The 21,965-nt window shown below is 52.2% G+C and carries 17 protein-coding genes and 4 tRNA genes; 7 read left to right on the top strand and 14 right to left on the bottom strand.

Annotated features, from left to right (window positions below; all coding sequences use genetic code 11):
- Positions 1–57 precede the first annotated feature (57 nt).
- From thiC to thiH, 6 genes are read left to right on the top strand one after another with little or no spacing between them, the layout of a single operon-like run.
- Positions 58–1,953 (top strand): phosphomethylpyrimidine synthase ThiC, encoded by a 1,896-nt coding sequence (gene thiC, locus HUZ68_RS00600; RefSeq protein ID WP_033814926.1) that lies wholly within the window; start codon positions 58–60, stop codon positions 1,951–1,953.
- On the top strand, positions 1,953–2,588 hold the full coding sequence (gene thiE / locus HUZ68_RS00595) for a thiamine phosphate synthase (protein WP_033814927.1): 636 nt from the start codon (positions 1,953–1,955) through the stop codon (positions 2,586–2,588). Before thiC ends, thiE begins: the two co-directional genes overlap by 1 nt.
- Complete coding sequence (gene thiF, locus HUZ68_RS00590; protein ID WP_001318171.1) at positions 2,581–3,336, top strand: thiazole biosynthesis adenylyltransferase ThiF; 756 nt, start codon at positions 2,581–2,583, stop codon at positions 3,334–3,336. The genes thiE and thiF overlap by 8 nt, the downstream gene beginning before the upstream one ends.
- On the top strand, positions 3,320–3,520 hold the full coding sequence (gene thiS / locus HUZ68_RS00585) for a sulfur carrier protein ThiS (protein ID WP_001612143.1): 201 nt from the start codon (positions 3,320–3,322) through the stop codon (positions 3,518–3,520). Before thiF ends, thiS begins: the two co-directional genes overlap by 17 nt.
- A gap of 1 nt (position 3,521) precedes the next feature.
- Positions 3,522–4,292, top strand: coding sequence for a thiazole synthase (gene thiG, locus HUZ68_RS00580; protein WP_000944116.1), 771 nt, complete (start codon positions 3,522–3,524; stop codon positions 4,290–4,292).
- Positions 4,289–5,422 carry a 2-iminoacetate synthase ThiH gene (gene thiH / locus HUZ68_RS00575; protein WP_033814928.1) on the top strand — a complete coding sequence of 378 codons (1,134 nt, stop codon included), beginning with the start codon at positions 4,289–4,291 and terminating at the stop codon, positions 5,420–5,422. Before thiG ends, thiH begins: the two co-directional genes overlap by 4 nt.
- Before the next feature lie 434 nt (positions 5,423–5,856).
- On the opposite strand, the gene HUZ68_RS00570 is transcribed toward thiH, so the two are convergent.
- The 14 genes from HUZ68_RS00570 to HUZ68_RS00505 all read right to left on the bottom strand — a co-directional run bounded on the left by HUZ68_RS00570 (position 5,857) and on the right by HUZ68_RS00505 (position 20,649).
- Positions 5,857–6,372 (bottom strand): stationary phase growth adaptation protein, encoded by a 516-nt coding sequence (locus tag HUZ68_RS00570; RefSeq protein ID WP_227455838.1) that lies wholly within the window; start codon positions 6,370–6,372, stop codon positions 5,857–5,859.
- Between the two features lie 212 nt (positions 6,373–6,584).
- Positions 6,585–10,808, bottom strand: coding sequence for a DNA-directed RNA polymerase subunit beta' (rpoC, locus tag HUZ68_RS00565; RefSeq protein ID WP_000653944.1), 4,224 nt, complete (start codon positions 10,806–10,808; stop codon positions 6,585–6,587).
- Positions 10,809–10,884: 76 nt separating this feature from the next.
- Complete coding sequence (gene rpoB, locus HUZ68_RS00560) at positions 10,885–14,913, bottom strand: DNA-directed RNA polymerase subunit beta (RefSeq protein ID WP_000263098.1); 4,029 nt, start codon at positions 14,911–14,913, stop codon at positions 10,885–10,887.
- Between the two features lie 319 nt (positions 14,914–15,232).
- The gene (gene rplL / locus HUZ68_RS00555; RefSeq protein ID WP_000028878.1) at positions 15,233–15,598 is read right to left on the bottom strand and encodes a 50S ribosomal protein L7/L12; all 366 of its coding nucleotides are present in this window, start codon (positions 15,596–15,598) and stop codon (positions 15,233–15,235) included.
- Between the two features lie 66 nt (positions 15,599–15,664).
- The gene (gene rplJ, locus HUZ68_RS00550) at positions 15,665–16,162 is read right to left on the bottom strand and encodes a 50S ribosomal protein L10 (RefSeq protein ID WP_001207201.1); all 498 of its coding nucleotides are present in this window, start codon (positions 16,160–16,162) and stop codon (positions 15,665–15,667) included.
- Between the two features lie 291 nt (positions 16,163–16,453).
- On the bottom strand, positions 16,454–17,158 hold the full coding sequence (rplA, locus tag HUZ68_RS00545; protein ID WP_001096684.1) for a 50S ribosomal protein L1: 705 nt from the start codon (positions 17,156–17,158) through the stop codon (positions 16,454–16,456).
- A gap of 3 nt (positions 17,159–17,161) precedes the next feature.
- Entirely contained in the window at positions 17,162–17,590 is a 429-nt protein-coding gene (gene rplK, locus HUZ68_RS00540; RefSeq protein WP_001085926.1) for a 50S ribosomal protein L11, read from the bottom strand.
- 158 nt (positions 17,591–17,748) lie between these two features.
- Positions 17,749–18,294, bottom strand: coding sequence for a transcription termination/antitermination protein NusG (gene nusG, locus HUZ68_RS00535; RefSeq protein ID WP_001287516.1), 546 nt, complete (start codon positions 18,292–18,294; stop codon positions 17,749–17,751).
- 1 nt (position 18,295) lies between these two features.
- Positions 18,296–18,679 (bottom strand): preprotein translocase subunit SecE, encoded by a 384-nt coding sequence (gene secE, locus HUZ68_RS00530; protein WP_001275702.1) that lies wholly within the window; start codon positions 18,677–18,679, stop codon positions 18,296–18,298.
- Between the two features lie 229 nt (positions 18,680–18,908).
- Entirely contained in the window at positions 18,909–20,093 is a 1,185-nt protein-coding gene (gene tuf / locus HUZ68_RS00525; RefSeq protein ID WP_000031784.1) for an elongation factor Tu, read from the bottom strand.
- 114 nt (positions 20,094–20,207) lie between these two features.
- Positions 20,208–20,283: transfer RNA gene (locus tag HUZ68_RS00520), tRNA-Thr, on the bottom strand.
- Positions 20,284–20,289: 6 nt separating this feature from the next.
- A tRNA-Gly gene (locus tag HUZ68_RS00515) sits at positions 20,290–20,364 on the bottom strand.
- 116 nt (positions 20,365–20,480) lie between these two features.
- Positions 20,481–20,565, bottom strand: a tRNA-Tyr gene (locus HUZ68_RS00510).
- Positions 20,566–20,573: 8 nt separating this feature from the next.
- Positions 20,574–20,649, bottom strand: a tRNA-Thr gene (locus HUZ68_RS00505).
- Positions 20,650–21,010: 361 nt separating this feature from the next.
- On the opposite strand from HUZ68_RS00505, the gene coaA reads away from it, so the two are divergent.
- Positions 21,011–21,961, top strand: a complete 951-nt coding sequence (coaA, locus tag HUZ68_RS00500; RefSeq protein WP_000023081.1) for a type I pantothenate kinase — start codon at positions 21,011–21,013, stop codon at positions 21,959–21,961.
- Positions 21,962–21,965: the final 4 nt, after the last annotated feature.

Below are 21,965 nucleotides of genomic sequence, written 5' to 3'. Positions count from 1 at the left end.
GTCTCTTGCTTCATCCGTCGTCTGACAAGCCACGTCCTTAACTTTTTGGAATGAGCTATGTCTGCAACAAAACTGACCCGTCGCGAACAACGCGCCCAGGCCCAACATTTTATCGACACCCTGGAAGGCACCGCCTTTCCCAACTCAAAACGCATTTATATCACTGGCACACAACCCGGCGTGCGCGTGCCGATGCGTGAGATCCAGCTTAGCCCGACGCTAATTGGCGGTAGCAAAGAACAGCCGCAGTACGAAGAAAACGAAGCGATTCCGGTCTACGACACCTCCGGCCCGTATGGCGATCCGCAGATCGCCATTAACGTGCAGCAAGGGCTGGCAAAACTACGCCAGCCGTGGATCGATGCGCGCGGCGATACCGAAGAACTTACCGTGCGCAGTTCCGATTACACTAAAGCGCGGCTGGCAGATGATGGCCTCGACGAGCTACGTTTTAGCGGCTTATTAACGCCAAAACGCGCCAAAACAGGACGCCGCGTCACCCAACTGCACTACGCCCGCCAGGGCATCATCACACCGGAAATGGAATTCATCGCCATCCGCGAGAATATGGGCCGCGAGCGCATCCGTAGCGAAGTTTTACGCCACCAGCATCCGGGAATGAGCTTTGGCGCACGTCTGCCAGAAAATATCACTGCGGAATTTGTCCGTGATGAAGTTGCTGCCGGACGTGCGATTATCCCGGCCAACATTAATCATCCGGAATCGGAGCCGATGATTATTGGCCGTAACTTCCTGGTAAAAGTTAACGCCAATATCGGCAACTCAGCGGTCACCTCTTCCATCGAAGAAGAAGTGGAAAAGCTGGTATGGTCCACGCGCTGGGGAGCGGATACGGTGATGGATCTCTCCACCGGTCGCTATATTCACGAAACCCGCGAGTGGATTTTGCGTAACAGCCCAGTGCCGATCGGTACAGTGCCGATCTACCAGGCGCTGGAGAAGGTTAACGGGATCGCCGAAGATCTTACCTGGGAAGCGTTCCGCGACACGCTGCTGGAACAGGCCGAGCAAGGTGTGGATTACTTCACTATCCATGCAGGGGTGCTGCTGCGCTATGTGCCGATGACCGCGAAACGCCTGACCGGTATCGTCTCGCGCGGCGGTTCGATTATGGCGAAATGGTGCCTCTCCCATCATCAGGAAAATTTCCTCTATCAACACTTCCGCGAAATTTGTGAAATCTGTGCCGCTTATGACGTTTCGCTGTCGCTGGGCGACGGTCTGCGCCCCGGTTCTATTCAGGACGCCAACGATGAAGCGCAGTTTGCCGAGCTGCATACGCTGGGCGAACTGACAAAAATCGCCTGGGAATATGATGTGCAGGTGATGATTGAAGGCCCAGGCCACGTGCCGATGCAGATGATCCGCCGCAATATGACCGAGGAGTTAGAGCACTGCCACGAAGCGCCGTTTTACACTCTGGGGCCGCTAACTACCGATATTGCGCCGGGCTATGACCACTTCACGTCGGGGATTGGTGCGGCGATGATTGGCTGGTTTGGCTGCGCGATGCTCTGTTACGTAACGCCAAAAGAGCATCTGGGTCTGCCTAATAAAGAAGATGTTAAGCAGGGGCTTATCACCTATAAGATTGCCGCCCACGCCGCTGACCTGGCGAAAGGGCATCCGGGCGCGCAAATTCGCGATAACGCCATGTCGAAAGCCCGCTTCGAATTTCGCTGGGAAGACCAGTTTAATCTGGCCCTCGACCCGTTTACCGCCCGCGCTTATCACGATGAAACCCTGCCGCAAGAGTCAGGTAAAGTCGCCCATTTTTGCTCCATGTGTGGGCCGAAATTCTGCTCGATGAAAATCAGCCAGGAAGTGCGTGATTACGCCGCCACGCAAACTATTGAAATGGGAATGGCGGATATGTCGGAGAACTTCCGTGCCAGAGGCGGAGAAATCTACCTGCGTAAGGAGGAAGCGTGATGTATCAGCCTGATTTTCCTCCTGTACCTTTTCGTTTAGGACTGTACCCGGTGGTGGACAGCGTACATTGGATCGAACGTCTGTTGGATGCAGGCGTACGTACTCTCCAGCTACGCATCAAAGATCGGCGCGATGAAGAGGTGGAAGCCGATGTCGTGGCGGCAATTGCACTGGGCCGCCGCTATAACGCGCGATTGTTTATCAACGATTACTGGTGGCTGGCGATCAAGCATCAGGCGTATGGCGTCCATTTGGGGCAGGAAGATTTGCAAGCCACCGATCTCAATGCCATCCGCGCGGCAGGCCTGCGGCTGGGCGTTTCGACACATGACGATATGGAAATCGACGTCGCGCTGGCAGCACGCCCCTCTTATATCGCGCTGGGACATGTATTCCCGACGCAAACCAAACAGATGCCTTCTGCACCGCAGGGGCTGGAACAGCTGGCACGGCATGTTGAGCGACTGGCGGATTATCCCACCGTGGCGATTGGCGGTATCAGTCTGGCACGCGCGCCTGCGGTGATAGCAACGGGTGTCGGCAGTATCGCCGTCGTCAGCGCCATTACTCAAGCCGCAGACTGGCGTTTGGCAACGGCACAGTTGCTGGAAATTGCAGGAGTTGGCGATGAATGACCGTGACTTTATGCGTTATAGCCGCCAAATCCTGCTCGACGATATCGCTCTTGACGGGCAGCAAAAACTGCTCGACAGCCAGGTGCTGATTATCGGTCTTGGCGGGCTGGGTACACCTGCTGCGCTATACCTGGCGGGCGCTGGCGTCGGGACGCTGGTACTGGCAGATGACGACGATGTGCATTTAAGCAATCTGCAACGACAAATCCTCTTTACCACTGAAGATATCGATCGCCCGAAATCGCAGGTCAGCCATCAGCGACTGACACAGTTGAATCCCGATATTCAACTGACAGCATTACAACAACGGTTAACGGGTGAGGCGTTAAAAGATGCGGTTGCACAAGCCGATGTGGTGCTCGACTGTACCGACAATATGGCGACTCGCCAGGAGATTAATGCCGCCTGCGTGGCACTCAACACGCCGCTTATCACCGCCAGCGCGGTCGGATTTGGCGGTCAGTTGATGGTACTGACGCCGCCCTGGGAGCAGGGGTGTTACCGCTGCCTGTGGCCAGATAACCAGGAGCCAGAACGCAACTGCCGCACGGCGGGCGTGGTTGGCCCGGTGGTCGGGGTTATGGGCACTTTGCAGGCACTGGAAGCCATTAAGTTATTAAGCGGTATAGAGACGCCTGCGGGAGAACTCCGACTGTTCGACGGTAAGTCGAGCCAGTGGCGCAGCCTGGCGTTGCGCCGCGCCAGTGGTTGCCCGGTATGCGGAGGAAGCAATGCAGATCCTGTTTAACGATCAACCGATGCAGTGCGCCGCCGGGCAAACTGTTCACGAACTACTGGAGCAACTCGACCAACGACAAGCGGGCGCGGCTCTGGCGATTAATCATCAAATCGTCCCGCGTGAGCAGTGGACGCAACATATCGTGCAGGATGGCGACCAGATCCTGCTTTTTCAGGTTATTGCAGGGGGTTGAGATGTTACGTATTGCGGACAAAACGTTTGATTCACATCTGTTTACCGGCACCGGGAAATTCGCCTCTTCACAACTGATGGTGGAGTCTATTCGCGCTTCCGGCAGCCAACTGGTGACGCTGGCGATGAAACGTGTCGACTTGCGCCAGCACAACGACGCTATCCTCGAACCGCTTATCGCGGCGGGTGTGACCCTGCTGCCAAATACATCCGGGGCGAAAACAGCGGAAGAAGCCATTTTCGCCGCCCATCTGGCACGTGAAGCATTAGGCACAAACTGGCTAAAATTAGAGATTCACCCTGACGCCCGCTGGCTATTGCCTGATCCCATCGAAACCCTGAAAGCCGCCGAAACGCTGGTACAACAGGGATTTGTCGTGCTGCCTTACTGCGGGGCCGATCCGGTATTGTGTAAACGTCTGGAAGAAGTCGGCTGTGCAGCGGTGATGCCGCTCGGCGCGCCGATTGGCTCGAATCAGGGACTGGAAACCCGTGCCATGCTGGAGATTATTATCCAGCAGGCCACAGTTCCGGTGGTTGTCGATGCTGGCATCGGCGTTCCCAGCCATGCCGCGCAGGCGCTGGAAATGGGGGCCGACGCGGTGTTAGTGAATACGGCGATTGCCGTCGCGGACGATCCCGTCAACATGGCGAAGGCATTTCGTCTGGCAGTAGAAGCAGGCCTGCTGGCACGTCAGTCCGGACCGGGCAGCCGCAGTCATTTTGCTCATGCCACCAGCCCGCTGACCGGATTTCTGGAGGCATCGGCATGAAAACCTTCAGCGATCGCTGGCGACAACTGGACTGGGACGACATCCGCCTGCGTATCAACGGCAAAACGGCTGCTGACGTAGAGCGGGCGCTAAATGCCTCGCAACTCACCCGCGACGATATGATGGCGCTGTTATCGCCAGCCGCCAGTGGCTATCTGGAACCACTGGCCCAACGGGCGCAGCGCCTGACCCGTCAGCGTTTTGGCAACACAGTTAGTTTCTACGTCCCGCTTTATCTTTCCAATCTTTGCGCTAACGACTGCACGTACTGCGGATTTTCCATGAGTAATCGCATCAAGCGCAAAACGCTGGACGAAGCGGATATTGCCAGGGAAAGCGCCGCTATACGGGAGATGGGCTTTGAACATCTGCTTTTAGTCACCGGTGAACATCAGGCGAAAGTGGGGATGGATTACTTTCGTCGTCATCTCCCTGCCCTGCGTGAACAGTTCTCTTCACTACAGATGGAAGTGCAACCGCTGGCGGAGACGGAATACGCCGAGTTAAAGCAACTTGGTCTGGATGGCGTGATGGTTTATCAGGAGACATATCACGAGGCGACTTATGCCCGCCATCATCTGAAAGGCAAAAAACAGGACTTCTTCTGGCGGCTGGAAACGCCGGATCGGCTGGGCCGTGCGGGGATTGATAAGATAGGCCTCGGCGCGCTAATTGGCCTTTCCGACAACTGGCGCGTTGACTGCTATATGGTTGCCGAACATTTGCTATGGCTGCAACAGCATTACTGGCAAAGCCGTTACTCTGTCTCCTTTCCGCGCCTGCGCCCGTGTACTGGCGGCATTGAGCCTGCGTCGATTATGGATGAACGCCAGTTAGTGCAAACCATCTGCGCCTTCCGACTGCTTGCACCGGAGATTGAACTGTCACTCTCCACGCGGGAATCACCGTGGTTTCGCGATCGCGTTATTCCGCTGGCAATTAATAACGTCAGCGCTTTTTCGAAAACGCAGCCAGGTGGCTATGCCGACAATCACCCCGAGTTGGAACAGTTCTCACCGCACGACGATCGCAGACCGGAAGCGGTTGCTGCCGCGTTAACCGCTCAGGGTTTGCAGCCGGTATGGAAAGACTGGGACAGCTATCTGGGACGCGCCTCGCAAAGACTATGAGACGGAATGTAAGAACGTAAATTTATTCCGAGCCGCTACGGAAGATGAAAAACGCAAGGTTGTTGAAAGCGTTGTGTTTTTTTATGGTAGTGCCGTCAGCAGGAATGTTGTCCAGGGCGAAAAGCTTCTTCCTCGTTTCGCCCTGCCTTTCTTAAAAATTCCGTAATGCAAAGTCTGAAGCCATCGCCTGTTGAGCAATGAAAGAGATCTGATTGTAAGAGAGTAAATACTCAACTATGATAGAGACGAAAATAAGAACACATGTTCTCATCTTCCAGGATGCAGCAGACTGAAGAAATTCAGACATCCCGCAACCTGCGATTATCGCAAGGTCAAGGCAAAGTCCGGTAATGGCGTTCTGAATACCAGAGATAATTCTCTGGCGAAACCCACCTTAAGGTGGGTTTTGTTATTTTGAGGGCTGAGGAAGCTGCTTATTTCTCAATAAGTTGTAGGCAAATGGTAAAAAATTTCACTGATTTACCTTTCTGTTTTTCAGAAATGGGATAAGCGCTAGTTACATGCAAACGGAGTTTTTTCTTTTCCCTGAAAGCCCTGAACGCAACAAAGTAAAATGCCTTATCTCCTCCGTCTAAGTCCACCTCAATCACGGCATAGCTACCATACCCGGCATGAATAACGTTGCTTTCTGGCAGCGCCAAAATAGTTCTTTTTAAGTGTGTGCGCGCTAAGTTATAACGGTGCTGGCAGAAGGGACGAGATTCTTTAGGCGCGTGGTACATTAACGATTGTTTTTCTTCGTTCGTCTGATGTTCATAATCTTTTGTGAAGCAGTGAAGAGAGTAGGTAACCCAAAAGCGATACTCTAAAGGCTCTTTGCCCTCATGATGCTGAACGTAGACAGCCTGATGAGCATCAAGAAATGATAAATCACGAATATCACCATCCGGATGTCCAAAAGGTCGCCACTTTTCCACTTCCTGTTTCATTCTCGTTCCTTAAGAAAGTTACACAGGAATAGTATCGAATCCTTGCCGAGTTTGACTCAATTAGTTCAGTCAGTTTCAGGATATTAGTCATCTCTACATTGATTATGAGTATTCAGAAATTCCTTAAATATTCTGACAAATGCTCTTTCCCTAAACTCCCCCCATAAAAAAACCCGCCGAAGCGGGTTTTTACGTTATTTGCGGATTAACGATTACTCGTTATCAGAACCGCCCAGACCTGCGTTCAGCAGTTCTGCCAGGCTGGCAGATGCGTCTTCTGCAGTCACCTGCGGTGCAGCCGGAGCTTCACCCGCAGCACGGCGACGCATACGATCCTGGTGGTACGCGTAACCGGTACCTGCAGGGATCAGACGACCCACGATAACGTTCTCTTTCAGGCCGCGCAGTTCGTCGCGTTTGCCCGCAACGGCTGCTTCGGTCAGCACGCGAGTGGTCTCCTGGAACGATGCCGCGGAGATGAAGGACTCGGTTGCCAGAGACGCTTTGGTGATACCCAGCAGATCGCGGGAGTAAGTTGCACCCACTTTGCCGTTCGCTTCCAGTTCGCGGTTTGCGATCTTGACGCGAGAGTATTCAACCTGTTCGCCTTCCAGGAAGTCGGAGCTGCCCGCGTTAACGATGGTAGCTTTACGCAGCATCTGACGAACGATAACTTCGATGTGTTTATCGTTAATCTTAACGCCCTGCAGACGGTATACGTCCTGTACTTCGTTAACGATGTAACGAGTCACAGCATGAACACCACGCAGACGCAGAATGTCGTGCGGCGCTTCCGGACCGTCGGAAATTACGTCACCACGTTCTACACGTTCACCTTCGAACACGTTGAGCTGACGCCATTTCGGAATCATCTCTTCGTACGGATCGCTACCGTCTACCGGGGTGATAACCAGACGACGTTTACCTTTGGTTTCTTTACCGAAGGAAACGATACCGCTGATTTCAGCCAGGATTGCCGGCTCTTTCGGACGACGTGCTTCGAACAGATCCGCAACGCGCGGCAGACCACCGGTGATGTCCTTGGTACCGCCGGATTCCTGCGGAATACGCGCCAGGGTGTCACCAGAGCTGATCTGTACGCCATCTTCCAGCTGAACAATCGCTTTACCCGGCAGGAAGTACTGCGCAGGCATATCGGTACCTGGGATCAGAACGTCGTTACCCTGAGCATCAACGATTTTCAGTGCCGGACGCAGATCTTTACCACCTGCGGTACGTTCTGCGGAATCCAGAACCACCAGCGAAGACAGACCGGTCAGTTCGTCGGTCTGACGAGTAATGGTCTGGCCGTCGATCATGTCAGTAAAGCGTACAAAACCGCTTACTTCGGTGATAACCGGCATGGTGTGCGGGTCCCAGTTTGCAACGGTTTCGCCGCCAGCAACCTGTTCGCCATCGCCTTTTGCCAGTACCGCACCGTAAGGTACTTTGTAGCTTTCTTTGGTACGACCGAATTCGTCGATCAGTTTCAGTTCGGTGTTACGGGAAGTGATAACCAGTTTACCGCTGGAGTTCACAACCGACTTCACGTTGCTGAGCTTGATGCTACCTTTGTTTTTCACCTGGATGCTGGATTCAGCAGCCGCACGAGATGCCGCACCACCGATGTGGAACGTACGCATGGTCAGCTGTGTACCCGGTTCACCGATGGACTGTGCCGCGATAACACCGATTGCTTCACCCTTGTTGATGATGTGGCCACGCGCCAGGTCACGACCGTAGCAGTGCGCACATACACCAAAGTCGGTGTCACAAGATACAACAGAACGTACTTTAACCGCGTCGACAGAGTTCTCTTCCAGCAGGTCACACCACTGTTCGTGCAGCAGCGTGTTGCGCGGAACGAGGATATCAGCAGTACCCGGCTTCAGAACGTCTTCAGCAGTTACACGACCCAGTACGCGATCGCGCAGCGGCTCTTTAACGTCACCACCTTCGATAACCGGAGTCATCATGATACCTTCATGGGTACCACAATCGTCTTCGGTAACCACCAGGTCCTGCGCCACGTCAACCAGACGACGAGTCAGGTAACCGGAGTTCGCAGTTTTCAGTGCGGTATCCGCCAGACCTTTACGAGCACCGTGGGTGGAGATGAAGTACTGGAGTACGTTCAGACCTTCACGGAAGTTCGCGGTGATTGGCGTTTCGATGATGGAGCCATCCGGCTTCGCCATCAGACCACGCATACCAGCAAGCTGACGAATCTGTGCCGCAGAACCACGCGCACCGGAGTCGGCCATCATGTAGATGCTGTTGAAGGAAACCTGCTTCTCTTCCTGACCGTCACGGTTAATAACGGTTTCAGTTTGCAGGTTATCCATCATCGCTTTGGATACACGATCGTTCGCCGCAGCCCAGATATCGATAACTTTGTTGTAGCGTTCGCCCGCAGTTACCAGACCAGACTGGAACTGCTCCTGAATTTCAGCAACTTCTGCTTCTGCCTCGGAGATGATTTCGTGTTTCTTCTCCGGGATGACCATGTCATCGATACCAACAGATGCACCAGAACGCGCTGCATAGGCGAAGCCGGTGTACATGATCTGGTCCGCAAAAATAACGGTCGGTTTCAGACCGAGAATGCGGTAGCAGGTGTTCAGCATTTTGGAGATTGCTTTTTTACCCAGCGCCTGGTTGACGATGGAGTAAGGCAGACCTTTCGGTACAATCATCCACAGAATGGCACGGCCAACAGTCGTGTCTTTCAGGCTGGTTTTCGCTACTAATTCACCGTTAGCATCTTTTTCATACTCGGTGATACGCACTTTAACGCGCGCATGCAGAGAAGCCAGACCAGAGCGATACAGACGTTCTGCTTCTTTCGGGCCAGTCAGCACCATGCCTTCGCCTTTGGCGTTAACACAGTCACGGGTCATGTAGTACAGACCCAATACAACGTCCTGAGACGGAACGATGATTGGTTCACCGTTCGCCGGGGACAGGATGTTGTTGGTAGACATCATCAGCGCACGCGCTTCCAGCTGGGCTTCCAGCGTCAGCGGTACGTGAACAGCCATCTGGTCACCATCGAAGTCGGCGTTATATGCCGCACAAACCAGCGGGTGCAGCTGGATAGCTTTACCTTCGATCAGTACCGGTTCAAATGCCTGGATACCCAGACGGTGCAGAGTCGGTGCACGGTTCAGCAGTACCGGGTGTTCGCGGATAACTTCGTCCAGGATATCCCAAACGACAGCTTCTTCGCGCTCAACCATTTTCTTCGCAGCTTTAATGGTGGTAGCAAGACCACGCAGTTCCAGCTTGCCGTAGATGAACGGTTTGAACAGCTCCAGCGCCATTTTCTTCGGCAGACCGCACTGATGCAGACGCAGGTATGGACCTACGGTGATTACAGAACGACCGGAGTAGTCAACACGCTTACCGAGCAGGTTCTGACGGAAACGACCCTGTTTACCTTTGATCATGTCGGCCAAAGATTTCAGAGGACGCTTGTTAGAACCGGTGATCGCACGACCGCGACGACCGTTATCCAGCAGAGCGTCTACCGCTTCCTGCAGCATACGTTTTTCGTTACGTACGATGATGTCCGGCGCAGCCAGATCCAGCAGACGTTTCAGACGGTTGTTACGGTTAATGACGCGACGATACAGATCGTTCAGGTCAGAAGTCGCGAAACGACCACCATCCAGCGGAACCAGCGGACGCAGATCTGGCGGCAGTACCGGCAGAACGGTCAGGATCATCCACTCTGGTTTGTTACCAGACTGAACGAACGCTTCCAGCAGTTTGATACGCTTGGTCAGCTTTTTACGCTTGGTTTCGGAGTTGGTTTCGTTCAGCTCTTCACGCAGCTGTTCGCACTCTTGCTCCAGATCCATGCTCTTCAGCAGGGCCTGGATTGCTTCCGCACCCATTTTCGCGTCGAATTCGTCACCGAACTCTTCCAGCGCGTCCAGATACTGCTCTTCAGTCAGGATCTGCTGACGTTCCAGGTTGGTCATACCGCCTTCGATAACCACATAGGATTCGAAGTACAGTACGCGTTCAATATCGCGCAGCGGCATATCGAGCAGCAGGCCGATACGGGACGGCAGCGATTTCAGGAACCAGATGTGCGCAGTCGGGGAAGCCAGTTCGATGTGGCCCATACGCTCACGGCGTACTTTAGTCTGGGTCACTTCAACGCCGCACTTCTCACAGATGACGCCACGGTGTTTCAGGCGCTTGTACTTACCGCACAGGCACTCGTAATCTTTTACCGGCCCAAAGATACGGGCGCAGAAAAGGCCGTCACGTTCTGGTTTGAACGTACGGTAGTTGATGGTTTCCGGCTTTTTAACTTCACCGAAAGACCATGAACGGATCATGTCTGGCGAAGCCAGAGCAATTTTGATCGCATCAAACTCTTCGGTTTTAGTCTGCGCTTTCAGAAACTTTAATAAATCTTTCACGGATTTGCTCCCGTCGGAGTTAGCACAATCCGCTGCCGGGTTTTACCCCGACAGCAGTGACCTGTTTGAGCGAGAATTACTCGTCTTCCAGTTCGATGTTGATACCCAGCGAACGAATCTCTTTCAACAATACGTTGAAGGATTCTGGCATGCCCGGCTCCATCTGATGGTTGCCGTCCACGATGTTTTTATACATCTTAGTACGACCGTTCACGTCATCAGACTTAACGGTGAGCATTTCCTGCAGGGTGTATGCTGCGCCGTATGCTTCCAGCGCCCACACTTCCATCTCCCCGAAACGCTGACCACCGAACTGTGCCTTACCACCCAGCGGCTGCTGAGTAACCAGGCTGTAAGAACCGGTGGAACGCGCGTGCATCTTGTCGTCGACCAGGTGGTTCAGTTTCAGCATGTACATGTAACCAACGGTTACCGGACGCTCGAACTGTTCACCAGTGCGACCATCGTACAGGCGGATCTGACCGGAAGTCGGCAGGTCGCCAAGTTTCAGCAGCTCTTTAATTTCTGCTTCCTTCGCACCGTCGAACACCGGCGTTGCGATTGGCATACCTTTGCGCAGGTTTTCAGCCAGACGCATAACTTCTTCATCGCTGAAGGTACTCAGGTCAACTTTCTGACGAACGTCAGCGCCCAGATCGTACGCACGCTGGATGAATTCGCGCAGTTTCGCGACTTCTTGCTGCTGTTTCAGCATGGCGTTGATCTTGTCGCCGATACCTTTCGCAGCCATACCCAAGTGGGTTTCGAGGATCTGACCGATGTTCATACGAGACGGTACGCCCAGCGGGTTCAGTACGATGTCTACCGGCGTACCGTTTTCATCGTAAGGCATATCTTCGATCGGGTTGATCTTAGAAATTACACCCTTGTTACCGTGACGACCTGCCATCTTGTCACCAGGCTGGATACGGCGTTTAACCGCCAGATATACCTTAACAATCTTCAGCACGCCCGGTGCCAGATCGTCGCCCTGGGTGATTTTGCGGCGTTTCGCTTCGAGTTTCTTCTCGAACTCGTGTTTCAGTTCGTCATACTGCTCAGCCAGCTGTTCCAGCTGATTTTGTTTCTCTTCGTCGGTCAGGCCCAGCTCCAGCCAGCGATCGCGCGGCAGTTTGTCGAGCTTCTCAGCTTCAACGCCACCGGCTACCAGCACAGCACGGATACGGCTGAACAGACCCGCTTCGAGGATCTGCAGTTCTTCAGACAGGTCTTTCTTCGCCTGTTTGAGCTGCATTTCTTCGATTTCCAGCGCACGTTTGTCTTTTTCTACGCCATCGCGAGTAAAGACCTGAACGTCGATAACCGTACCGGATACACCGTTTGGTACGCGCAGAGAAGAGTCTTTAACGTCAGAGGCTTTCTCACCGAAGATCGCACGCAGCAGTTTTTCTTCTGGGGTCAGCTGAGTTTCACCTTTCGGCGTTACCTTACCAACCAGAATGTCGCCACCGGTCACTTCCGCACCAATGTAAACGATACCGGATTCATCCAGTTTGGAGAGCGCAGCTTCACCCACGTTCGGGATGTCAGCGGTGATCTCTTCCGGCCCCAGCTTGGTGTCACGGGACACACACGCCAGTTCCTGAATGTGGATGGTGGTGAAACGGTCTTCCTGAACAACACGCTCGGATACGAGGATGGAGTCTTCGAAGTTGTAACCATTCCACGGCATGAACGCTACGCGCATGTTCTGACCAAGCGCCAGTTCACCGAGGTCGGTGGACGGACCGTCTGCCAGCACGTCGCCACGTTCAACCGGTTCACCCAGAGACACACACGGCATCTGGTTGATACAGGTGTTCTGGTTAGAACGGGTGTATTTGGTCAGGTTGTAGATGTCGATACCTGCTTCACCCGGATACATCTCGTCTTCGTTAACTTTGATAACGATACGGGAAGCATCCACGTACTGAACGACACCACCACGTTTAGCTACCGCAGTTACACCGGAGTCAACGGCAACAGCACGTTCCATACCAGTACCAACCAGCGGCTTATCAGCGCGCAGAGTCGGAACGGCCTGACGTTGCATGTTCGCACCCATCAATGCACGGTTGGCGTCATCGTGTTCCAGGAACGGGATCAGGGACGCACCGACGGATACCACCTGCTGGGTGGATACGTCCATGTAGTCAACCTGGTCGCGGCTGAACAAGCTGGATTCGCCTTTGCTACGGCAAGTTACCAGGTCTTCTACGAAGTGGCCTTCTTCATCCAGGTTGGAGTTCGCCTGGGCGATAACGTAGTTGCCTTCTTCGATAGCAGACAGGTAGTGAATTTCGTCAGTTACAACACCGTCAGTCACTTTACGATACGGAGTCTCAAGGAAGCCGTATTCGTTAGTCTGTGCGTACACGGACAGAGAGTTGATCAGACCGATGTTCGGACCTTCAGGGGTTTCGATTGGACATACGCGACCGTAGTGAGTCGGGTGTACGTCTCGAACTTCGAAGCCTGCACGTTCACGGGTCAGACCGCCTGGGCCGAGTGCGGAGATACGACGTTTGTGCGTAATCTCAGACAGCGGGTTGTTCTGGTCCATAAACTGAGACAGCTGGCTGGAACCGAAGAACTCTTTCACTGCTGCGGAAATCGGCTTGGCGTTGATCATATCCTGAGGCATCAGGGTATCCAGATCGCCCAGAGACAGACGCTCTTTCACCGCACGCTCTACACGTACCAGGCCAACGCGGAACTGGTTTTCCGCCATTTCGCCAACGGAACGGATACGACGGTTGCCGAGGTGGTCGATATCATCGACTTCACCTTTACCGTTACGGATATCGATGAGCTTTTTCATAACATCAATGATGTCGTCTTTGCTCAGGATACCGGAACCTTCGATTTCTTCGCGCAGCAGAGAACGGTTGAACTTCATACGACCAACCGCAGACAAGTCATAACGGTCTTCAGAGAAGAACAGGTTCTCGAACAGGCTTTCAGCTGCTTCACGAGTCGGCGGCTCGCCAGGGCGCATCATGCGGTAGATTTCTACCAGTGCGCTCAGACGGTCGTTAGTTGGGTCGACACGTAAGGTTTCAGAGATATACGGGCCGTGATCCAGGTCGTTGGTGAACAGCGTTTCGATACGCTTGTGACCAGACTGGCTCAGCTTAGCCAGCAGATCCAGGCTCAGCTCCATGTTCGCTGCGCAGATCAGCTCGCCGGTAGACTCATCAATATAGTCTTTAGCAACCACTTTACCTGCGATGTACTCAACCGGGACTTCGATCAGTTTGACGTCGTCTTTTTCCAGCTGGCGAATGTGGCGCGCAGTGATACGGCGGCCTTTTTCTACGTACACTTTACCGTTAGCTTCGATGTCAAAAGATGCGGTTTCACCACGCAGGCGTTCCGGCACCAGTTCCATCTGCAGCTTGTTATCACGGATTTCAAAGATAACTTTTTCAAAGAACAGGTCGAGGATCTGCTCTGTGGTGTAGTTCAGGGCGCGCAGAATGATGGTCGCAGGCAGTTTACGGCGACGGTCGATACGTACGAACAGGTTGTCCTTCGGATCGAATTCGAAGTCCAGCCAGGAACCACGGTAAGGGATGATGCGCGCGTTATACAGCACTTTACCCGAAGAGTGGGTTTTACCTTTGTCGGAGTCAAAGAAGACGCCCGGACTACGGTGCAGCTGGGAAACGATAACACGCTCAGTACCGTTGATAACAAAGGTACCGTTGTCTGTCATGAGCGGAATTTCGCCCATGTAGACTTCTTGTTCTTTAATGTCTTTTACGGTGCCTTCCGGCGCTTCGCGCTCATAGATCACCAGACGCAGTTTAACGCGCAGCGGTGCGGAATAGGTCACGCCACGGATTTGACATTCCTGGACGTCAAACACCGGTTCGCCAAGGCGGTAGCTGACGTATTGCAGCTCGGAATTACCGCTGTAGCTCTGAATCGGGAATACGGAACGGAAAGCAGCTTCCAGACCATACTGCCCTTCAGGATCTTGCTCGATAAATTTCTGAAACGAGTCAAGCTGGATAGAAAGGAGATAAGGTACATCCAGAACTTGTGGACGTTTACCAAAATCCTTACGAATACGTTTTTTCTCGGTATAGGAGTAAACCATAGGGTTCCTCAGCTCGCTGACAAGTCGACCCATCTGTCCATTGAGCGGACAGTTTGTGCAACACTATTTTGTTGACCGGAAAATGGAACACTTTCCGCAATGCCTGTTGCTATCACGCTTAAACCATTTCATTGCGATTTACACAGAACGGACGTCCTGTCGCAGTATATTAAGTCGTCGATAGAAACAAGCATTGAAAGGCACAGCAGTAGTCAAACAGTGTGAAACGCTACTGGCGCCTTACAGCGCAAAAAGGCTGGTGACTAAAAAGTCACCAGCCATCAGCCTGATTTCTCAGGCTGCAACCGGAAGGGTTGGCTTATTTAACTTCAACTTCAGCGCCAGCTTCTTCCAGAGCTTTTTTCAGTGCTTCTGCGTCGTCTTTGCTCACGCCTTCTTTCAGAGCAGCCGGTGCAGATTCTACCAGGTCTTTAGCTTCTTTCAGACCCAGGCCAGTTGCGCCACGTACTGCTTTGATAACAGCAACTTTGTTAGCGCCAGCAGCTTTCAGAATTACGTCGAATTCAGTTTTTTCTTCAGCAGCTTCAACCGGGCCAGCAGCTACAGCTACAGCAGCAGCAGCGGAAACACCGAATTTTTCTTCCATTGCAGAGATCAGTTCTACAACGTCCATTACAGACATAGCTGCAACTGCTTCAATGATTTGATCTTTAGTGATAGACATTTAAATTGTTCCTGAATATCAGAATAAGTTTATACGTAAGCGAATGCGTTAAAAAGATAACTGCGATTAAGCAGCCTCTTTCGCATCGCGTACAGCAGCCAGAGTACGAACCAGTTTGCCAGCCGAAGCTTCTTTCATGGTTGCCATCAGGCGTGCAATTGCTTCTTCGTAGGTCGGCAGAGTTGCCAGGCGGTCGATCTGAGACGCCGGGATCAGCTCACCTTCAAAGGCAGCGGCTTTGACCTCAAATTTTGCATTCGCTTTCGCGAACTCTTTGAACAGACGAGCAGCAGCGCCCGGGTGTTCCATAGAGTATGCAATCAGGGTCGGACCAACAAACGCGTCTTTCAGGCACTCGAACGGAGTACCTTCAACAGCACGGCGCAGCAGGGTGTTACGAACAACACGCATGTATACGCCAGCTTCGCGACCTGCTTTACGCAGTTCAGTCATTTTATCTACAGTTACGCCACGGGAATCCGCAACTACTGCAGACAGCGCGCCTTTGGCTACTTCGCTGACTTCAGCAACAATCGCTTGTTTGTCTTGAAGATTTAAAGCCATTAGCTTTGCTCCTGGATGTTTGCCAGAGAAAATCTCTGGAACTCACTTCACTCCTCCAAACGGAGAGAGCGTCTTAATTACGGTGAGCAGAAACAAGCCAGAATATAGAAGAATAATCTTAGCGTTCTGTCACCGTCTACGCAGGGGATTAAGTTTCTTGCGAAACTCCTGCGGTCTTCGACGGAGGCCTGGATAGGCCAGGCTCCAACGAACAAATCTTTTTAGCTGCTAACTTTCGTTAGCATACGTGGGGGTAAGATTGTAGACAAAATCACCGCCCACGTAAAGGCATTAGTTTACAGAAGCGCTCAGGCCAGCCTGGTCAACTGCAACACCTGCACCCATGGTGGTGGAGATGCTAACTTTCTTGATGTACACGCCTTTCGCCTGAGTCGGTTTTGCTTTTTTCAGCGCAACCAGCAGAGCTTCCAGGTTTTCTTTCAGTTTGTCAGCGTCAAAGTCCACTTTACCGATGGTGGTGTGGATGATGCCGTTTTTGTCGTTACGGTAACGAACCTGGCCAGCTTTAGCGTTTTTAACCGCTTCAGCAACGTTCGGCGTTACAGTACCCACTTTCGGGTTTGGCATCAGGCCGCGCGGGCCCAGAACCTGGCCCAGCTGGCCAACAACGCGCATTGCATCCGGAGAAGCAATAACAACGTCAAAGTTCATTTCGCCTTTCTTGATCTGGTCAGCCAGATCTTCCATACCTACCAGTTCAGCACCTGCAGCTTTAGCAGCTTCAGCGTTTGCACCCTGGGTAAATACGGCTACGCGAACGGAACGGCCAGTACCGTGCGGCAGTACAGTTGCACCACGTACGTTCTGGTCAGATTTACGAGCGTCGATGCCGAGGTTAACAGCTACGTCCACGCTTTCTACGAATTTAGCAGTCGCCAGCTCTTTCAGCAGAGCGATAGCTTCGTTGATGTCGTACTGTTTGGTTGCATCAACTTTCTCGCGGATAACACGCATGCGCTTGGTCAGTTTAGCCATTTCTTAGTCCTCCACTACCAGGCCCATGGAACGTGCAGTACCTTCGATGGAGCGAGTCATCGCTTCAATGTCGGCACCAGTCATGTCGGCAGCTTTGGTCTGCGCGATTTCCTGCAGCTGAGCGCGGGAAATTTTACCCACTTTGTCTTTGTTCGGCTTACCGGAACCAGACTTGATACCAGCCGCTTTTTTCAGCAGAACTGCTGCCGGCGGAGTCTTGGTAACGAAAGTGAAAGAACGGTCAGCGTAAACGGTGATTACTACCGGAATCGGCAGACCTTTTTCGATGGAATCAGTTTTTGCGTTGAACGCTTTGCAGAATTCCATGATGTTTACGCCCTGCTGACCCAGAGCCGGACCTACTGGCGGACTCGGGTTAGCCATACCAGCTGCAACCTGCAGCTTGACATAGGCTTGTACTTTCTTAGCCATTATAAATTCCTCAAGTTGGGTAATAACGCCTCTGAGAGGCTCCCCGTGATATAAAAAATCGTTTTACGGGCAAGGCCCATAAAAACAAAAGGCGCGAAATTGTATTCCAATCTCGCGCCTTGTGCAACGATTAAATCGCCGCTTTTTTGATCGCTGGGTTAGGCTTTTTCAACCTGGCTGAAGTCCAGCTCTACCGGGGTCGCACGACCGAAGATAGAAACAGACACTTTCAGACGAGATTTCTCGTAATCCACTTCTTCAACAACACCGTTGAAGTCAGCGAACGGACCATCATTAACACGGACCATTTCACCCGGTTCAAACAGCGTTTTCGGACGCGGCTTATCACCAACCTGCTGCAGGCGGTTCATAATCGCATCGACTTCTTTATCGCTGATTGGCGCAGGACGATCGGAAGTACCGCCGATGAAGCCCATCACACGCGGTACGCTGCGCACCAGGTGCCAGCTCGCGTCGTTCATCACCATCTGAACGAGGACGTAGCCAGGGAAGAATTTACGTTCGCTTTTGCGACGCTGACCGCCACGGATTTCAACCACTTCTTCGGTTGGTACCATGACTTCACCAAACAAATCTTCCATGTTGTGTAATTTGATATGCTCACGTAGCGACGTTGCTACGCGGCCTTCAAAACCGGAAAACGCCTGAACGACGTACCAGCGCTTTTTAGGAGCTTCAGACATCTCAGAACCTCAGGCCAGTGATAAAGGATACCAGGCGAACCAGAATACCATCCAGTCCCCACAGGATCAGTGACATTACTGCGGTAACCGCAGCCACAATCAGCGTGGTGTGCAATGTTTCCTGGCGAGTCGGCCAAATGACCTTACGGACTTCGGTACGCGCTTCACGGGCAAAAGCAACGGTAGCTTTACCTTTTGTCGTTAACAGCGCGACACCACCCGCTGCAGCAATCAGAATTACTACGGCCAGCGCACGCAGCGGCAGCATAATGTCGCGATAAAGGTAGTTGCCGACAATCGCCACCAGGAGCAATGCCACCACAACGACCCACTTCATCGCTTCCAGGCCGCGCCCGCTTCCTTGAGCTTCGGTATTCGCACTCATAAACCAACCTGTCAGAAGTATTCTACAAACATTTTCACCCCGCGATCGCGAGGCAAACCAAATCGAAACGCGTATTAGCTTTTCGGATTATACGCCCTCAACAGAGCCTGTCTCAGCAATGATTATGACAAAGAAAATCACTGATGAGCCAGGTTCTGGTACGAAAGCGTGCAAAAAGGGCATCAAATGATGCCCTTTTAGTGCGCATTGCGTCAAATGTTATCGGCAATTAGCTCAGAACTTTTGCTACAACGCCCGCGCCAACGGTACGGCCGCCTTCACGGATTGCGAAACGCAGACCGTCGTCCATCGCGATCGGGTGGATCAGGGTAACAACCATTTTGATGTTGTCGCCCGGCATTACCATCTCTACGCCTTCCGGCAGTTCGATGGTACCAGTCACGTCAGTAGTACGGAAGTAGAACTGCGGACGGTAGCCTTTGAAGAACGGAGTATGACGGCCGCCTTCATCTTTGGACAGAATGTACACTTCAGATTCGAACTTGGTGTGCGGCTTGATGGTGCCCGGCTTAGCCAGTACCTGACCACGTTCGATTTCTTCACGTTTGATACCACGCAGCAGAACACCTACGTTCTCACCAGCACGGCCTTCGTCCAGCAGTTTGCGGAACATTTCAACGCCAGTACAGGTAGACTTCTGAGTCTCTTTGATACCAACGATTTCAACTTCTTCACCAACTTTGATGATACCGCGTTCTACACGACCGGTAACAACGGTACCACGACCGGAGATGGAGAATACGTCTTCGATCGGCAGCAGGAACGGCTTGTCAATCGCACGCTCTGGTTCCGGGATATAAGAATCCAGGAAGCCAGCCAGTTCCAGGATTTTCGCTTCCCACTCTGCGTCGCCTTCCAGCGCTTTCAGAGCAGAACCACGAACGATCGGAGTGTCGTCGCCCGGGAAGTCGTACTGAGACAGAAGTTCACGAACTTCCATTTCAACCAGTTCCAGCAGCTCTTCGTCATCAACCATGTCGCATTTGTTCAGGAACACGATGATGTACGGAACGCCTACCTGACGACCCAGCAGGATGTGCTCACGAGTCTGCGGCATCGGGCCGTCAGTCGCAGCAACTACCAGGATCGCGCCGTCCATCTGAGCAGCACCGGTGATCATGTTTTTAACATAGTCGGCGTGCCCCGGGCAGTCTACGTGTGCGTAGTGACGGGTCGGGGTGTCGTATTCAACGTGAGAAGTGTTGATGGTGATACCACGAGCTTTTTCTTCCGGCGCGTTATCGATCTGGTCGAATGCGCGAGCAGCACCGCCGTAGGTTTTAGCCAGTACGGTAGTGATTGCAGCGGTCAGCGTTGTTTTACCATGGTCAACGTGGCCGATAGTACCGACGTTAACGTGCGGTTTTGTACGTTCAAACTTTTCTTTAGACATCGATTGTCCCTCTAAGACACGGATAAATCGGTGATATCACCACATCAACCAGGCAACATGCCCGACTTGTTGAATGCAATAAACAGAAGGAAAAAACAGGGAGGAGAAAAGAAGTGGTGCTGATAGGCAGATTCGAACTGCCGACCTCACCCTTACCAAGGGTGCGCTCTACCAACTGAGCTATATCAGCACATCTTGGAGCGGGCAGCGGGAATCGAACCCGCATCATCAGCTTGGAAGGCTGAGGTAATAGCCATTATACGATGCCCGCATCCTGGAACTCGGCTACCTGATTTTCATTCTGCACTGAATATCGAGAGAAGCTCTCTTTATTCGAGCCGGTAAGCGAACTTATCGTCTCGGGCTACGCCATCGCGTGGCCGAAATTGGTGGTGGGGGAAGGATTCGAACCTTCGAAGTCTGTGACGGCAGATTTACAGTCTGCTCCCTTTGGCCGCTCGGGAACCCCACCGGACTTGATGGTGCCGACTACCGGAATCGAACTGGTGACCTACTGATTACAAGTCAGTTGCTCTACCTACTGAGCTAAGTCGGCATCAAGTAGCGCGCATTCTATGGAGACATGCGAGTTCATGCAACTAAAAAATTGCATAATTTGTTTTATTGGTCACATTTTATGCGACACGATGAAGAAACAGCCGAATGGAGGGCAGATTAGCACACTTTTTCAACATCATTGTGCTCAACAATGCGCTCCTGCTAAACCATAATTCTTTTTATCAGATGGAATATCTGTCACATTGCTTTTCAACGATAGCTTCCTGGGAGAGATTTTTTCTTATTATTCCTCCCCATCTGGTGTTACCCTCCTGCCCATTAACCCATTCAACAGAACTGTGACGCGCCATGGCAAATATCGCTTTGCCGATAGAGCTATGACCGCCAGAAACATGCTTATGAGTATAAAAGAGCAAACGTTAATGACGCCTTACCTACAGTTTGACCGCAACCAGTGGGCAGCTCTGCGTGATTCCGTACCTATGACGTTATCGGAAGATGAGATCGCCCGTCTCAAAGGTATTAATGAAGATCTCTCGTTAGAAGAAGTTGCCGAGATCTATTTACCTCTGTCACGTTTGCTGAACTTCTATATAAGCTCGAATCTGCGCCGTCAGGCAGTTCTGGAACAGTTTCTTGGTACCAACGGGCAACGCATTCCTTACATTATCAGTATTGCTGGTAGTGTCGCGGTGGGGAAAAGTACAACCGCCCGTGTATTGCAGGCGCTATTAAGCCGTTGGCCGGAACATCGTCGTGTTGAACTGATCACTACAGATGGCTTCCTTCACCCTAATCAGGTTCTGAAAGAACGTGGTCTGATGAAGAAGAAAGGCTTTCCGGAATCGTATGATATGCATCGCCTGGTCAAGTTTGTTTCCGATCTCAAGTCCGGCGTGCCAAACGTTACAGCCCCTGTTTACTCGCATCTTATTTATGATGTGATCCCGGATGGAGATAAAACTGTTGTTCAGCCTGATATTTTAATTCTTGAAGGATTAAATGTCTTACAGAGCGGGATGGATTATCCACACGATCCACATCATGTATTTGTTTCTGATTTTGTCGATTTTTCGATATATGTTGATGCACCGGAAGACTTACTTCAGACGTGGTATATCAACCGTTTTCTGAAATTCCGAGAAGGGGCTTTTACAGACCCGGATTCCTATTTTCATAACTACGCGAAATTAACTAAAGAAGAAGCTATTAAGACTGCCATGACATTGTGGAAAGAGATCAACTGGCTGAACTTAAAGCAAAATATTCTACCTACTCGCGAGCGCGCCAGTTTAATCCTGACGAAAAGTGCTAATCATGCGGTAGAAGAGGTCAGACTACGCAAATAATTTT

The sequence above is a fragment of the Shigella dysenteriae genome, from assembly GCF_022354085.1.
In the GTDB taxonomy this organism is placed as follows: Bacteria; Pseudomonadota; Gammaproteobacteria; order Enterobacterales; family Enterobacteriaceae; genus Escherichia; species Escherichia coli.
The sequence above is the reverse complement of the archived record's forward strand: the minus strand, read 5'-3'. Positions and strand labels throughout refer to the sequence as shown.